The organism is Moraxella nasicaprae, assembly GCF_025643275.1.
Classification (GTDB): domain Bacteria; phylum Pseudomonadota; class Gammaproteobacteria; order Pseudomonadales; family Moraxellaceae; genus Moraxella; species Moraxella nasicaprae.
In genome coordinates, this window is record NZ_CP089977.1 from 1160304 (window position 1) to 1174622 (window position 14319).

Annotated in this window: 16 protein-coding genes; 4 read left to right on the forward strand and 12 right to left on the reverse strand. The window is 45.6% G+C overall.

What is annotated here, in order from left to right:
• Position 1: 1 nt before the first annotated feature.
• From LU297_RS05450 to aroE, 11 genes are all read right to left on the reverse strand, one after another.
• A complete protein-coding gene (locus tag LU297_RS05450; protein ID WP_263075548.1) occupies positions 2 to 838 on the reverse strand; it encodes a metal ABC transporter permease in 837 nt (278 codons plus the stop codon).
• Complete coding sequence (locus LU297_RS05455; protein ID WP_263075549.1) at positions 835 to 1692, reverse strand: metal ABC transporter permease; 858 nt, start codon at positions 1690 to 1692, stop codon at positions 835 to 837. The genes LU297_RS05450 and LU297_RS05455 overlap by 4 nt, the downstream gene beginning before the upstream one ends.
• On the reverse strand, positions 1685 to 2677 hold the full coding sequence (locus tag LU297_RS05460) for a metal ABC transporter ATP-binding protein (protein WP_285894526.1): 993 nt from the start codon (positions 2675 to 2677) through the stop codon (positions 1685 to 1687). Before LU297_RS05460 ends, LU297_RS05455 begins: the two co-directional genes overlap by 8 nt.
• 129 nt (positions 2678 to 2806) lie before the next feature.
• Positions 2807 to 3115 carry a hypothetical protein gene (locus LU297_RS05465; protein ID WP_263075550.1) on the reverse strand — a complete coding sequence of 103 codons (309 nt, stop codon included), beginning with the start codon at positions 3113 to 3115 and terminating at the stop codon, positions 2807 to 2809.
• Positions 3116 to 3140: 25 nt separating this feature from the next.
• Positions 3141 to 3356, reverse strand: a complete 216-nt coding sequence (locus tag LU297_RS05470) for a hypothetical protein (protein ID WP_263075551.1) — start codon at positions 3354 to 3356, stop codon at positions 3141 to 3143.
• Between the two features lie 72 nt (positions 3357 to 3428).
• Entirely contained in the window at positions 3429 to 4355 is a 927-nt protein-coding gene (locus tag LU297_RS05475) for a metal ABC transporter substrate-binding protein (RefSeq protein WP_263075552.1), read from the reverse strand.
• Between the two features lie 191 nt (positions 4356 to 4546).
• Positions 4547 to 6088 carry an amino acid permease gene (locus LU297_RS05480; protein ID WP_263075553.1) on the reverse strand — a complete coding sequence of 514 codons (1542 nt, stop codon included), beginning with the start codon at positions 6086 to 6088 and terminating at the stop codon, positions 4547 to 4549.
• Positions 6089 to 6118: 30 nt separating this feature from the next.
• Positions 6119 to 6967, reverse strand: coding sequence for a taurine dioxygenase (tauD, locus tag LU297_RS05485; protein WP_263075554.1), 849 nt, complete (start codon positions 6965 to 6967; stop codon positions 6119 to 6121).
• A 178-nt stretch (positions 6968 to 7145) separates the two neighbouring features.
• Positions 7146 to 8966, reverse strand: a complete 1821-nt coding sequence (locus LU297_RS05490) for an acyl-CoA dehydrogenase C-terminal domain-containing protein (protein ID WP_263075555.1) — start codon at positions 8964 to 8966, stop codon at positions 7146 to 7148.
• 260 nt (positions 8967 to 9226) lie between these two features.
• Positions 9227 to 9355, reverse strand: a complete 129-nt coding sequence (locus tag LU297_RS05495; protein WP_263075556.1) for a hypothetical protein — start codon at positions 9353 to 9355, stop codon at positions 9227 to 9229.
• A gap of 131 nt (positions 9356 to 9486) precedes the next feature.
• Entirely contained in the window at positions 9487 to 10296 is an 810-nt protein-coding gene (gene aroE / locus LU297_RS05500; RefSeq protein WP_263075557.1) for a shikimate dehydrogenase, read from the reverse strand.
• Between the two features lie 274 nt (positions 10297 to 10570).
• Here aroE and LU297_RS05505 point away from each other — a divergent pair, with 274 nt between their 5' ends.
• Positions 10571 to 11140: a hypothetical protein gene (locus LU297_RS05505; protein ID WP_263075558.1), complete on the forward strand. Its 570-nt coding sequence runs from the start codon at positions 10571 to 10573 to the stop codon at positions 11138 to 11140.
• 10 nt (positions 11141 to 11150) lie between these two features.
• Positions 11151 to 11966, forward strand: a complete 816-nt coding sequence (locus LU297_RS05510) for an aminotransferase class IV (protein ID WP_263075559.1) — start codon at positions 11151 to 11153, stop codon at positions 11964 to 11966.
• Here LU297_RS05510 and LU297_RS05515 read toward each other — a convergent pair.
• A complete protein-coding gene (locus tag LU297_RS05515; protein WP_263075560.1) occupies positions 11958 to 12431 on the reverse strand; it encodes a hypothetical protein in 474 nt (157 codons plus the stop codon). The genes LU297_RS05510 and LU297_RS05515 overlap by 9 nt on opposite strands.
• Before the next feature lie 139 nt (positions 12432 to 12570).
• Between LU297_RS05515 and mltG the strand changes: the two genes are divergently transcribed.
• Positions 12571 to 13659: an endolytic transglycosylase MltG gene (mltG, locus tag LU297_RS05520; protein ID WP_263075561.1), complete on the forward strand. Its 1089-nt coding sequence runs from the start codon at positions 12571 to 12573 to the stop codon at positions 13657 to 13659.
• Entirely contained in the window at positions 13656 to 14276 is a 621-nt protein-coding gene (tmk, locus tag LU297_RS05525; protein ID WP_263075562.1) for a dTMP kinase, read from the forward strand. The genes mltG and tmk overlap by 4 nt, the downstream gene beginning before the upstream one ends.
• Positions 14277 to 14319: the final 43 nt, after the last annotated feature.

A 14319-nucleotide genomic window follows, 5' to 3' on the forward strand; every position in this document is an offset into this window, starting at 1 on the left:
GTTAGGCGGGCTGATGGTGCGTTTGTTTGATTTTATTGATGAGCATCGCACCCATAAATAGCACCGCCTGACACAGTACAATGGTTGCCCCTGTTGCCGAATCCAAATGAAAACTTGCCAAAACACCAACCGTACTACTAATAATGCTACTAATAATAGCAATGGCAAGCATTGGCAAAAAGCGTTTGGTTAATAAAAAGGCGGTAATCCCCGGGCTGATGAGCATCGCCACCACCAAAATGACCCCCACCGCATTCATCGCCACCACAATAGTTGCACACAGCAAAATAAGCAGTCCATAATGCAAGGCACTGACAGGCAAGCCTGCGATTCTGGCTTGGGCGGCATCAAAGGCGTACAATAAAAAATCACGGTATTTAATCAAAATCAAAAGCAGCACCGCCACCGATACCGCCACCACCTGCCAAAGCAGGGCATTTGAAATACCCAAAAGATTACCAAACAAAATGTGCTTTAAATGCTCGCCTGTGTTTAATTTGGTAAATGCTACCAACCCAAAGGCAAACATTGACGAAAAGACAATACCCATCAGGGTGTCTTCTTTGATACGAGTGTTGTTTTTTAAAAATCCGACTGACACCGCACACAAAATCCCTGCCAAAAACGCCCCCAGCATTAAGGGTAAGCCCAAAATACTTGCCACCACCACGCCCAAAAACACGCCGTGACTGATGGCATCGCCCATCAACGACCAGCCCTTTAAAACGACAAAACAAGACAGCACCGCACAAACAGACGACACCGCAATGGCGGCAATCAAGGCGTGTTGCATAAAGGTATGGGCAAGGGGGTCTAGGAAAAATTGGGTTGGGGTCATTGTATCGGCTCCTGATGTTTGGCAAGCCGTTTTTGTCTTAAATACCCAAACTTACTTGAAAACAAAAACGCCAAAATAAACAAAATCCCCTGCAAAGACACAATCACACCGCCTGTCGCCCCATCAAGAAAATAGGATAGATAGACACCCAGTCCGCCAGTTACCACGCCAATGGCGATGGCGATTTTGATGATTTGTGAAAATTTATCGGAAAGCTGATAAGCGGTTGCCCCTGGGGTTACCACCATTGAGATGACCAAAATCGCCCCCACCGTCTGCAAACTTGCCACCACACACGCCGACAGCAAACTAAAAAATAAAACCTTTAAAACTTTGGGATTTAGTCCGCTTGCCACCGCTTGCACTTCATCAAAAAAAGTTAAGGTTAAGTCTTTGAAAAATATTACCAAAAATAAAAAAGCCACCGCCATCACCACGCCCACTTGCCAAACATCGGAGCTGGCAATGCCCAAAATATTACCAAAAATAATCTCTTGCACATTGACCGCCGTTGGGTTGATGGAGATGATAAACAAGCCTAAGGCAAAAAAGAAAGTAAAAATAAAGCCAATGACCGCATCTTCTTTTAGGGCGGTGATGGATTTAATCCAAAGAATTGCCAAAGTCGCCAAAAACCCTGACAAAAACGCCCCCACCGCAAAGGGCAATCCAAGTGCATAAGCAATCGCCACCCCTGGCACAACAGCGTGCGAGAGGGCATCGCCAATCAAAGACCAGCCCTTTAACATCAAAAAACACGACAAAAACGCACACACTCCCCCAACAGCGGCACTCATCACCATTGCCGTGTTCATATAGTCATAAGAAAAGGGTTCAAAAAGCAGTTCAATCATCGCCATTTTCCCCATTTTTCTTAGGATTTGGTTCGTTTTGTAGGGTTTTGGGGTTATAAATAATGGGGGCTTGCAGGTGCTGTTTGGGGCTGGCTCTGTGGTAATTTTTACTCATATTCTTTTTGGCAATCTCGTCTTGGCAACTGGCATCGCAATTATCATTGCCATAAAACACCGCAGGCACTTCATCGTCCGCCAAAATGGTAACACTTCTGGTATCATCATCATTGTGCAAATCCTTACCGCCCAAGCGAATTTGCCGTAGCACCCCACCAAACACCTTCGCCAAATTCTCCTGCGTAAAGGTGCTTGCCGTGTCGCCCACCGCCAAAACGGTGCGATTTATCATCACCACTTGGTCGCAAAACTCTGGGATTGTGCCTAAGTTGTGCGTAGAAATCAGCACCAAATGCCCACTTGCTTTTAATTCTAATAACAAGGTCATAATCGCCTGCTCGGTCTTGACATCAACCCCTGTAAAGGGTTCATCAAGCAGGATAATTTTGCTTTCTTGGGCAAGCGAACGAGCCAAAAACACCCGCTTTTTTTGACCGCCAGACAGCTCACTGATTTGCCGATTTGCCAGACTTTCAATACCCACCCTTGCCATCGCCTCACGCACTTTGTCTTTATCACGCTGTTTGGGCATTCTTAAAAAATTCATATAGCCATACCGCCCCATCATTACCACATCAAGCACCGACACAGGAAATTGCCAATCCACTTCTTCGGCTTGGGGAACATAGGCGACAAGGTTTTGTTTTAGGGCTTTTTTGATGGGCAAATTGCACAGTTTGATTTGTCCTGTTGTGGGCGTAACCAGCCCCATAATGGACTTAAACAGCGTGGATTTGCCCGAGCCATTGACCCCCACCAAGGCACAAATCGTCCCCCCAGTTAGGTCAAAATTGACATCGTTTAGGGCGGTGTGTCCGTTGGGATAGCGGACAGAGACATTGGCAACGCTAATACTGGTGGTGGTCATAGGGCAACTTATAATTCCATTATTGGATTGGGGCATTTATTTTAAAAGATAATGAGCATTTTTTAAAGTGATTTTTGTAAGGGTTTTTGATTGAAAAAATCAATCGTTTTTTAAAGTGCTTAGACAAAGTCAAATGCTGGCAATTGCAGCCATGACAAAAAACGCACTTGCCACATACAGCCATTGCAAAACGGCAATGAGTAAAAATTTATATCGCCAATTTACCCCGCTAATTATCATCGTGGCAAGCATTGCCATAAATGCAACAATAGCTGTTTCTGGCAATACAAAAGGAGCAAATACACCTGCAAACAATCCTGCTAAGGTATCTAATAATGAGCTTTCTGATACCAAATATTGATAAAACACAAAACCAATATAATAAATCCAAGATGATAATGCTATCAAATACTTAATACTGCTTTTGGTTATTTTCATAGACTGTTATTTGACTTTTAATTATTCAAAACAAAATCCATCTAATCACAACCAGCACCGCCCCAATGACGGTCAGAACATTCACCAAATAATGATAGGATTGATGTAATTTGCTGTGAAAATGGGGTTTTGCCAACTGTCTGTTTTTCTTAAAAATCAAGCGATGATAAGAATCATTGATAAACCAATCAACGATGATTAAAAAGATAATGGCGGTTGTGATGGGGTTTAGCCAGTCCATTATTTATCCAAAAATCAACTTCTTGCCATTATAACATAAAGGGCGAAACAACCCGCCCTTTATGTGATTTGCTTATTTACTTGCACTCTCAAACCCATCGGCAATGGTGCTGACCGTAACATTTAACAAGTCCAAATAAGTCGGCACTTTGCCACCGCTTTCAGATAGGCTATCTACATATAATACGCCACCATATTTTGCTCCTGTCTCTTTGGCGACTTGCTGCATTGGCTTATCGCTGATGGTGCTTTCACTAAATACCACAGGGATTTTGTGGGTTTTGACCGTGTCAATCACCGCCTTGACCTGCTGGGGCGTGCCTTGTTGCTCAGCATTGACCGCCCAAATATAGACCTCTTGTAGCCCATAATCTTTTGCCAAATAACTAAACGCCCCTTCACTGGTAACCAGCCAGCGGTATTCTTGGGGGATTTTGCTTAGTTTTTCACGCAAAGGGGTGTCTAAGTCCTTGATTTTTTGGGCATAATCTTGGGCGTTTTTGGTATAGGCATCAGCATTGGCAGGGTCGGCTTTAATCAGGGCATTTTTGATATTTTCTACATAAATCAAGCCGTTAGAGGGCGACATCCAAGCGTGCGGATTGGGCAAATCCTTGTACGCTCCCTCTTTGATGGGCAAAGGCGTGATGCCTTCGGTAACGGTGGCACTTGGCACATTTTTGGCATTTTCATAGAATTTATCAAACCAGCGTTCTAAGTTTAGCCCATTATGCAAAATCAGTCCTGCATTTTGCACTCGTGCGATGTCTTGGGGGGTTGGCTCATAGTCGTGAATCTCCGCCCCTGCTTTGGTGATGGAGACCACTTCGGCTTTGTCGCCAGCGACATTTTGGGCAATGTCGGCAATGACGGTAAAGGTCGTGGCAACCACCAGTTTGTCAGACTGCTGTGCTTGCGTGCCAGCCTGCTGGTCTTGACCACAGCCAAATAATAATGCTAGACTAGCGGAAAGTGCTAGTGTTTTTAGGATATTTTTCACCACTGTTCTCCATTGTTGCATTTACGAATTATATATGATAATGATAATCATTTTTAATTAAAAAAGCAAGTATTTTATCGGTCGATGTGTGATAAGCCTAAGAAAAATCCAGTCATACGGTTGTTTGACTGGATTTATTTTTTTGGCTAAACACGAAATGCTGACGCTAAGACTGTCAAAGGTGGGGCAATTTAGGAGATTGATTGATGTTTTATCCAGCCCATATACACTCCCCAAAGCCCAAGCACCCATACAGGCACAAACGCCAAGCCTTTGACGGTATCAGGATTTTGACTAAACAAATACAAAACCCAGACAAAAAACACGAGCGTTAGATAAGACAAGGCTTTGCCATAGGGCATTTTGTAGCTTGAAGTTTGGTGTAGGTGTGGGGCGGTTTTGCGATAGCGTAAATACGCCAGCAAAATCACCGCCCAAATCAAAATAAAGCACACCGATGACACCGTGCTAATCAGCACAAAGGCTTGTACCACATTATCCGCCCCATAAAGCAAAATAAAGCAGAGTGCCAAATACAATGCCGAATAAAGCACGCCATAGACAGGTACGCCTTTTTTGTTTAATTTTTCAAAGACTTTTGGGGCGTTGCCTTGTTTTGATAAACCATACACCATGCGAGATGCCGAGTACAGACCGCTATTGGCACTAGAAACCCCTGCCGACAACGCCACAAAGTTGATGACCCCAGCCACCGCCCCAAAGCCAAGCAGTCCAAATAATTGCACAAAAGGGCTAATTCCCACCTGAATGTCGGTTAAAGGAATAATCGCCAAAATCACCGCCAAACTACCCACAAAGAAAATCGCCACACGCAAGGGAATTTGGTTAATCGCTTTGGGCAGATTTTCTTTGGGATTGTTTGTTTCTGAACTTGCCGTGCCGACCAGCTCTGCCCCTGCATTGGCTTGTACGGCTAATTGAAAGGCGGCAAAAAACCCTGCCAAGCCTTGTGGCATAAAGTTTTGTGGATTGAATAAATTGCCAATATCCGCCCGATACTCGCCCACCTTTGCCCCTGTGATGAGCAAAAAAAGCCCTGCACCAATGATGATAAACATTGTAATGACTTTGATAAGGGTAAGATAACTTTCCACTTCGCCAAACCATTTGACCGACAATAAATTGACAAAAACAATCAATGCAATGTTCAAAGTCGCTGGCAACCAAAGAGCAATATCTGGATACCAAAACTGCATATAACCTGTCATCGCAACGGTATTGGCAATGGCAATAATCAGCCAGCACAGCCAGTAGCTCCATCCCACCACAAAGGACGCACCACGCCCCAAATAACGGTCAATCACATCAATAAAGGAGCGAAAATTTAAATCCGACAACAACAGCTCGCCCATCGCTCGCATTACCAAAAACACAAACAAGCCCACCAAAGCATAGACTATCAGCACCGAAGTGCCAGCCAAACTGATGGTACGCCCAGCCCCTAAGAAAAACCCCGCCCCAATCACACCGCCAATGGAGAGCAGTTGTAAATGGCGAGCGTGCAATTGGCGGTTCATTTGGCGATTTGTAGCGGGTTTGTCATTGGTTAAGATGGGGGCTTTGAAACGGTTGGCTGACATTTTGGCTGAACCTTGTTTGATTTTTTGGTCATTTTTGGCAATAAAAAATCGCCAATTCCAAAATTTTGGAAAAGTTTGGATAGATTGGCGAATTTTTTGGTTGATAAAGCGTGAATGGGGCGTTGGGTGCAATCATGCACCGCCAAGTTTTACATTTCTTTTTTAGATGGCTCTTTCTTTATAAAACGGCTCATCGCCAAGCACAGTCGCACGGTGCATAATCCGATGAGCATCGCCATAATCAAACAGTGCCTTGTGCTGGGTGGCACGATTATCCCAAATCACCACATCGCCCTCGCTCCATTGATGGCGAATGACAAACTCATCCTTGATACTGTGGGCAAACAGCTTATCAAGTAGCTCACGGCTTGTCTGTTCGTCCAGTCCGTCAATCTGACTGGTAAAGCCCTCGCTGACAAATAGCCCCTCCTTGCCTGTCTCGGGGTGGGTGCGGACAACAGGGTGCGATAGCGGTGGGTTATTTGCAATCGCCTTTTGCAATTTTTCATCATCTTCGGCAGACTGCCCAAAGCGTTCGGCAGGAAAGGATAGACGAATGTCGTGGGTGGCGGTTTTGCCTCGTAAAAAATCTTTGGTTTCATCGTCCAAGGCTTCAAAGGCGGCGGTCAGACTTGCCCACAAGGTGTCGCCTCCAACAGGCGGAATTTTGACCGCTCGTAACACACAGCCCAAAGGCGGTGTTTTGCTAAAAGTAACATCGGTATGCCAAAGCTCATTATCTCGCAAATCGGTCTGATGACTGTCTAGCACAATCACTTCCTTAACATCAGGCACGGTGGGGAAAACTGGGTGAATATGAAGGTTGCCAAAAGTGCGTGCTAGGGCGACTTGCGACTGGCTGGTCAGGTTTTGTCCTTTAAAAAATAGCACTTGGTGTTTGAGTAGTGCCTCTTTGATGGCTTGATTGTCATCGGCACTTAGGTGGTTTAAGTCCACGCCTGTGATGGTTGCACCGATGGCAGGTTTGATGGGAGTGATTTGAATGCTCATTTATGATTCCTTATAGACTATTGATGATATTATTGATGAGATGTACTATAAATCAGTCTGCTTGGGAATAAAAAGAATAAATTTCACTTAATATATTCTAGTTTTTCATATCAAATCATAAAAAATCACGCCCAAACGATGGCTTGGGCGTGATGGCTGATGCTAGAATGCAACCAAGTTAGTCTAAGAAAGCAAAATGCTCAATCTGCATCTGCGTCATGCTGCTGCTTGGTGTGGTCATGCTTTCAGCGTGTGCAGAAGTGCGTGGCAAAATCTTATCAAAATAAAACTCTGCGGTTTGGGTTTTGGCAAGATAAAACTCTTTGGGTTGTTCGCCGCCATTTTTTAGTTTGTCAAATGACACCGCCGCCATTCTCGCCCAATGATACGCCATCATCACATAGCCTGAATACATCAAGAAATCATCAGATGCCGCTGAGACGATGTCACGGTCTTTGCGAGCGGTCAGCAGTAGGCGAGCGGTCAGCATATTCCATTCGGCACACAGCTTGGTCAATGCCCAAACATACTTACGCATTTCTTTGTCTAGGGCGTATTCGCCACACCATTTCATGATACCTGCGGTGTAGTCACGAATCACTTTGCCACCGCCTTGTAGCAATACTTTGCGACCCAATAAGTCTAGGGCTTGCACACCTGTTGTGCCTTCGTACAGCGTAGAAATACGAGCATCACGAGCAATCAGCTCCATGCCAGCTTCTTTAATATAGCCGTGTCCGCCATAGATTTGTTGTCCGTGTTTGGCAGCCTCGATGCTCAGCTCAGTGATGAAGCCTTTGATGATTGGGGTGAAAAATCCCAATTTATCGTCCCATTGTTTGATGGCAGCTTCATCGCCTTTGACCACCGCTTCGGCAAGTTTGTCAGCATAGCGAGCGGTGTGATAAATCATACTTCTGGCTCCTTCGGCAAAGGCTTTTTGGGTCAGAAGCATACGACGCACATCAGCGTGATGAATGATGGCATCAGCAGCTTGATTGGGTTCTTTTGTGCCTGACAAAGCACGCATAGAACGGCGTTCTTTGGCATAAGGCAGGGAGTTTTGGAAAGCCAGCTCCATGTGTGCCAAGCCCTGAACGCCTGTACCAATACGAGCGGTGTTCATGTAGGTAAACATGGCTTTTAGCCCTTTGTTTGGTTCGCCAAGCAGATAGCCTGTCGCACCATCGAAGTTTAGCACACAGGTGGCTGATGAGCTGATGCCCATTTTGTGTTCGATAGAGCCACAATGCACCGCATTTCTTTCGCCCATCTCGCCTGACCCGGTTGGCAAGAATTTTGGCACGATAAAGAGCGAAATGCCTTTGGTACCAGCAGGTGCATCAGGCAGGCGAGCCAGCACAATATGAACGATGTTGTCGGTCAGGTCATGTTCGCCTGCTGAAATGAAGATTTTGCTGCCTGTGATGGTGTAGCTGCCGTCTTCATTTGGTGTGGCACGAGTTTTCATTTGGTTTAGGTCAGTGCCGCAGCCCGCCTCAGTTAAGCACATGGTGCCAGACCATTCGCCTGTCACCAGTTTTGCTAGATAGATGCGTTTTTGGGTGGCATCGCCATATTGCAAGATGGTATTGACCGCCCCAATGGACAAACCTGGATACATCGCCCACGGCCAGTTTGCCGTACCCATCATTTCTGATTTGATGAGGTTTAATGACATGGGCAGGTTCATGCCACCAAATTCTTCTGGATAGCTGATGCCTTGCCAGCCACCTTCGGCAAATTGTTGATAAGCCTCTTTAAACCCTTTGGGCGTGGTAACTTGACCATCATTAAAATGACAGCCCTCTTCATCGGCTGGTTGATAGATGGGCGATAGCACATTTTCGGCAAAATCTGCAAAACCCTGCAAAATCATCTCAACCGTTTCAGCGTCAGCATTTTTGCCGTTGTCTAGGGTTTGGTAGTGCTTTTGGTAGTCAAACATCTCATTGATGAGAAATTTCATGTCACGCAAAGGGGCTTTGTAACTTAGCATAAGTCTTCCTTTATCTTGTTGATGAATTGCACTGATTGGGCAATAAAAAAGTATGGATAAAGAGCAATATACAGTAATTTTTGGACAAGCACAGCGATTTTGTCGAATTGATAAAATATTTTCATATTCGTGTATTGATTATATAAAAATATTTTATCAATGATGATGGGTTTGATGATTTTTTATCACAAGCATCACGCAGTCATGACAATAAAAAAGGGCGAAACCAAGTCGCCCAATGTTGTTTCATCAATGAATGATTATAGCTTGCAAGCACCGCCTTCACAGCCAGCGTCATTTTCGTTATCCACGCCACCCTCGACAGCCACGCCATCAAACTCATCAAATAAATCGTCCAAATTGTCAAAATCAAGTGCGTTATCGCTCATTATTTTACCCCTTATTTCATCAATGTGGAAAAAATTGTGGGGCGTATTCTAGCAAATTTATCCATCAAAATAAAACAAAATATGGGGTATTTTCGCAAAATTTTGCACAATTTATGGTAAAGTTTTGAAAATTAAGCAGTTTTTAATTGGCTAAGACAATCGGTTGTGATGACCTGATTTGTCCATAGTTCAAAAGCGTAAGCCGCCTGATGAATGAGCATGCCGTAACCATCACAAATCTTGGCATTTTGGGCGGCAAAATGTGCCAAAAATGCCGATGGTTTGCCATACATCATGTCATAAGCAAAATTTGCTTGGCAGTTGCCTAAGTTCAGATGTTGTCCGTGTGTGGTGGCAGAAGTGGCATTGATGATGACATCGTGTTTGGCTCTCATCAGTTCATCGAGCGTTTTGATGGATAAGGGGTGTTTGGATAGGGCATCAAAATCGGTTGCCAGCGATTGAGCTTTGGTTAGTGTGCGATTGTAGATGGTGAGCCTTGCTCCTGCTTTTAGTAGTGGCAAGATTGCTCCACGAGTCGCTCCACCAGCCCCAACGATGGCGACATCTGATGATGCCAAAGATACGCCTTGTCCAATCAAATCTGCCACCAGTCCACGCCCATCGGTGTTGTCGCCATAGAGCTTACCGTCCTTGATGGCAAGGGTATTGACCGCCTTAGCACAAGCTGCCTCATCGCTAAGATTGCCTGTATCGACACACAGCTGATAGGCGATTTCTTTAAAGGGCAAGGTGACATTTGCCCCCACGCCACCACCATGAAAAAATGCTTGCACCACCGCCACAAAACTGTCTTTGTCATCAGGGCAAAACTGCCGCTGATAGCTGATGGCAAGCCCTGTATGCTTGGCAAAGGCGTGATGAATTTGGGGGCTTTTTGAATGGCTGATGGGATTGCCAATGACGATGAAATGTTGCATAGCTGTGTGCCTAATCCAAAAATCAAACCTTTTTGCACGATGGCGACCATCTGCCCAAAAGTTAAGCTGATGGGCATCATGATTTGCCATGACTTAAATCGTTGCCACAAATGGCGATTTTTTAGGATTTTGTGGAAGGTTTGATGTTGTCAAAAATTCAGCAAACAATAAGCCAATGCTGACGACTTGTCAAGTTTTTGGGCAAATCATGATATTTGGCAAAGTGGCTAAAACCCTGTACAATGGCAGATAACTTCACCAAATAAGAATGCTTATGACCGCTAATAACAAGACAAACAAACCTGTCATTTTGTGGATAGTGATTGGACTCATACTGTTTTTATTGCTGTGGTTTGGCATATCGTCTGATGAGTCAGCCCAAGCCCCAACCGATGTGCCAAAATCGCCCCCAACTGCGGTCATCTATCCCACTGATGATTGGCAGTTGCCCAGCCGACAAAGTGCCAAAATGACTGATATTAAGGCGGTGCTGGGCGATGTTATCCAGACGCAGTCGTCACTGGATTTTTATGGCAGACCTGCAACTTTATCCTATTATCGACAGGCCTTTTTGCCACCACTTTATACGGTTGAGTCTGATAGACTGTTTGAGCTGGTGTGGTATTATCCCACCCCCACTGACAGCGATGCCGACAAGAGAGCTGGACAAGAATACGCCAAGCGTGCCCATGAATTGATGGGCGTGGCAACAGGCGAATTGGGGGCAAATCTCATCAAGGCATTGGTGCAGGGCAAGACGATTTCAAAACTGGATTTGGGCGATTTTTATGTGGTGCAGGCAGCGTGCAAGCCTTATCGCTGTCGTGTGATTTTATCGTATTGATGGGGGCGCGATGTACTATCTATTTGATGGCGATTGGCAGCAGGTACACACGCCCATTGATGAACGAGCGTGTGCTTATGGTGATGGATTTTTTAGCACCATTGGCGTGTATGATGGGCAAATGCTTTGGCAAGACCATCACAAAGACAGAATACGCACAGGCGTACAGGTGTTTGGTTTTGAGCTGGATATTGAGCCATTGATGGGTCATTTGGTCAAATTTGCCAGTCAAATGAATGAAGGTATCATCAAAATCATCGTCAGTCGTTGTCAGCAATCGGTGCGTGGCTATGGCTATCAAGATGGGCAGTGTCAGGTGTGGATTAAGGCGATGCCAAGCCAGATTTATCAAGGCGTTGTGTGGATTGATGGCGTACCTGTTCAGCCAGCCATGCAGATTGGCTGTTTGCCTGATGCCCTACCAACTCGTATTCCTGCCTTGTGCGGTGTTAAGCTCATCGCTTGTCCAGAACAGGTGCTGGCGGTAGCACGATTACAGCAGATACAGCAGGATAATCCAAGCATCAGCGATGCCTTGCTTGGCGATGTGCGGGGCGAGTGGATTTCGGGGACGACGGGCAATGTGCTGTATCGGCTTGATGGGCAATGGTACACACCGCCCATCACTCACGCAGGTGTGGCTGGGGTGATGCGTGCGGTGCTGTGTCAGCGATATGCCATCAGAGAACGCAGACTTATCGATGATGATTTGGCACGGCTTGATGCTTGTGTTTTGACCAATGCGGTGCGAGGCATCACGCCTGTTGTGGCGTTATATCATCAAGGGCAATGGCGGACGCTATCTGTGTGCATGCCGTTATCGTGATGGCATAAACAGCTTTTTTAGGGCGTTTAGGGCTTGATATTTGGTATCAAGCTCATCGCTGTCTTGGCGAAGTTTATCCACTTTATCCATCAAAGTTTGGCGTGCTTGCTCAAATTCTATCCGTGCCATCATCTCGTCAATGAGCGTCTCTTCTTCGTGGCGTTTGGCAAAGGCGGTCAAATCCACCTTATCCACGACCCATTTATAGCGATAGTGTGTGTTTGCTTGGATTTTTGGGGCTTGGTGCACTTGGGTGATGCGAGCGATTGCCAGCCGATTTTGGGCGTGTACGACCACACGGTCGCCAACTTGTAGATTAAGCAGGATATTGGCTTTGTAGGTATAAGCTCGTCCGTCTTGGCTAGGTGTGTCATCAAGATTGTCTGGCTCAAAAAAATCATCAAAGACGACTTCAACGGTGGTGTAATCGCTTTGCAATAAGTCAGCGTGATGAAATTTATCCATAAAAATTCCTTGTTGTTTTATTTTGTGATTTTGATGGCGGTGCTTTATGATACCAAAACTAATGGCAAAGTTACAATTTTCTTGACGCTAGGCAACTAACTTTTGCTAAAATAGGCAAAATTTTTGTGTGATAAAAAATATGAGCAGAATCAAACGCCCAACCAAAACCAAAAAATCCACCAATCGTTTGACCAGCATTTTGGTTGTGTTAAGCCTTGTGGCACTTGTTGTGCTATTGGCGGTCTATCAAAGCATCTTTTCTACCACCAAAAAAGCTGAACAAAACCTGACTGTCAGCAAAGGCGATACTTACCAAAAACTTCTTACCAAGCCCAGTTGGTCAGATGCGTGGTTGGCATCAGATTTTGTGACTCGTGCTTATTTGTCTGTGGCTGCCGACAAGCCATTGCAGGCAGGAGACTATACCATTCCTGCTGGGGCAAGCCTTGCCCAGACGGTCAAGATTTTGGGCGAGGGTGCGAAGGTTGAACAAATCACGGTGCGTATCATCGAGGGCAAAACCATCAAAGATTTGTATCAAACGCTAAAAAATACCGATGGCGTGGTGCTAGAAACCTTGACCCCAAAGGCAGATGGCTATGCTTGGAGCGATGTCGCTAGGGACAATGAGGCGGTCGCCAAAGCACTTGGCATCAGCTCGCCTAATGGTAATTTGGAGGGTTGGTTTGCTCCTAATACTTATCACTTCACCAAAGGCACGACCGACACCGTGATTCTAAAACGCCTTTATGATACCCAGACCAAAGTGCTCAATGAAGCATGGGCGGCTCGTGATGAGAATCTACCCTATAAAACGCCATACGAAGCGTTAATCATGGCAAGCATCATCGAAAAAGAAACAGGCATCAAATCAGAGCGAAATCTGGTGTCATCGGTATTTGTCAATCGCTTGCGTAAAAATATGCGTCTGCAAACCGACCCAACCATCATCTATGGATTATTTGACCGCTATGACGGCAAGATTTATAAGTCCAATATTGCCGAACGCACCGATTATAACACTTATCAAATTGATGGCTTGCCACCCACGCCGATTGCCTTGCCATCTGCCGAAGCCATCAAGGCAACCATGCACCCAGATGACAGCGATGTGCTGTTCTTCGTGGCGACAGGTAATGGCGGACATAAATTTAGCAAGACTTTGGCGGAGCACGACGCTGCTGTTGCCGAATATCGTGCCGTGATGAAACAAAAGGAAAGTCAATGACAGGCAAGTTCATCAGCTTTGAGGGTACCGAAGGCGTGGGCAAAACCACCGCCATTAACGCATTATGCGATAAGCTGACAACGCTTGGCATTCAGTTTATCAAAACTCGTGAGCCAGGGGGTAGTGTGCTTGCCGAAGAGTTGCGGGCGATATTTTTGGACAAGACTCGCACCATTGATGCCGATACGGAAATTTTGCTCATGTTTGCCGCTAGGGCTGATCATCTGCACCAAACGATTTTGCCAGCATTGCAGGCGGGTAAATGGGTCATTTGCGATAGATTTTGTGACAGTACGATGGCGTATCAGGGCTTTGGGCGATATTTTGGCGACGCACAGGCGATGATTAAGATTGAGCAGCTGACCCAGCTTTTTGTGCCAAAATTACCTGACATCACGCTGTGGCTGGATTTGGACATTAAGACGGGCATGAGTCGTGCTGGCAAGCGTGGGGCGTTTGACCGCATGGAAGCCAATGACATTGCATTTTTTGAGCGAGTTTATCAAGGATTGGCGTATCAACACAGTAAATATCCAGCTCGCATCAAACGCATTGATGCAGCTGGCACGCCTGATGAAGTTGCCAAACGCATTGATGCGGTGCTTGACCTGTTTTGACAAACAAATCAGCGAAGATGCTTGACGAATGAGGGGCATTTTG

Excerpts from the sequence above, each read along its gene's own strand:
- LU297_RS05465 (WP_263075550.1), bottom strand. The coding sequence starts at position 3,115 with ATGAAAATAACCAAAAGCAGTATTAAGTATTTGATAGCATTATCATCT.
- LU297_RS05470 (WP_263075551.1), bottom strand. The coding sequence starts at position 3,356 with ATGGACTGGCTAAACCCCATCACAACCGCCATTATCTTTTTAATCATC.
- mltG (WP_263075561.1), top strand. The coding sequence starts at position 12,571 with ATGAGCAGAATCAAACGCCCAACCAAAACCAAAAAATCCACCAATCGT.
- LU297_RS05505 (WP_263075558.1), top strand. The coding sequence starts at position 10,571 with ATGACCGCTAATAACAAGACAAACAAACCTGTCATTTTGTGGATAGTG.
- LU297_RS05455 (WP_263075549.1), bottom strand. The coding sequence starts at position 1,692 with ATGATTGAACTGCTTTTTGAACCCTTTTCTTATGACTATATGAACACG.
- LU297_RS05495 (WP_263075556.1), bottom strand. The coding sequence starts at position 9,355 with ATGAGCGATAACGCACTTGATTTTGACAATTTGGACGATTTATTTGAT.
- tmk (WP_263075562.1), top strand. The coding sequence starts at position 13,656 with ATGACAGGCAAGTTCATCAGCTTTGAGGGTACCGAAGGCGTGGGCAAA.
- LU297_RS05450 (WP_263075548.1), bottom strand. The coding sequence starts at position 838 with ATGACCCCAACCCAATTTTTCCTAGACCCCCTTGCCCATACCTTTATG.
- LU297_RS05460 (WP_285894526.1), bottom strand. The coding sequence starts at position 2,677 with ATGACCACCACCAGTATTAGCGTTGCCAATGTCTCTGTCCGCTATCCC.
- LU297_RS05490 (WP_263075555.1), bottom strand. The coding sequence starts at position 8,966 with ATGCTAAGTTACAAAGCCCCTTTGCGTGACATGAAATTTCTCATCAAT.
- aroE (WP_263075557.1), bottom strand. The coding sequence starts at position 10,296 with ATGCAACATTTCATCGTCATTGGCAATCCCATCAGCCATTCAAAAAGC.
- LU297_RS05510 (WP_263075559.1), top strand. The coding sequence starts at position 11,151 with ATGTACTATCTATTTGATGGCGATTGGCAGCAGGTACACACGCCCATT.
- LU297_RS05515 (WP_263075560.1), bottom strand. The coding sequence starts at position 12,431 with ATGGATAAATTTCATCACGCTGACTTATTGCAAAGCGATTACACCACC.
- tauD (WP_263075554.1), bottom strand. The coding sequence starts at position 6,967 with ATGAGCATTCAAATCACTCCCATCAAACCTGCCATCGGTGCAACCATC.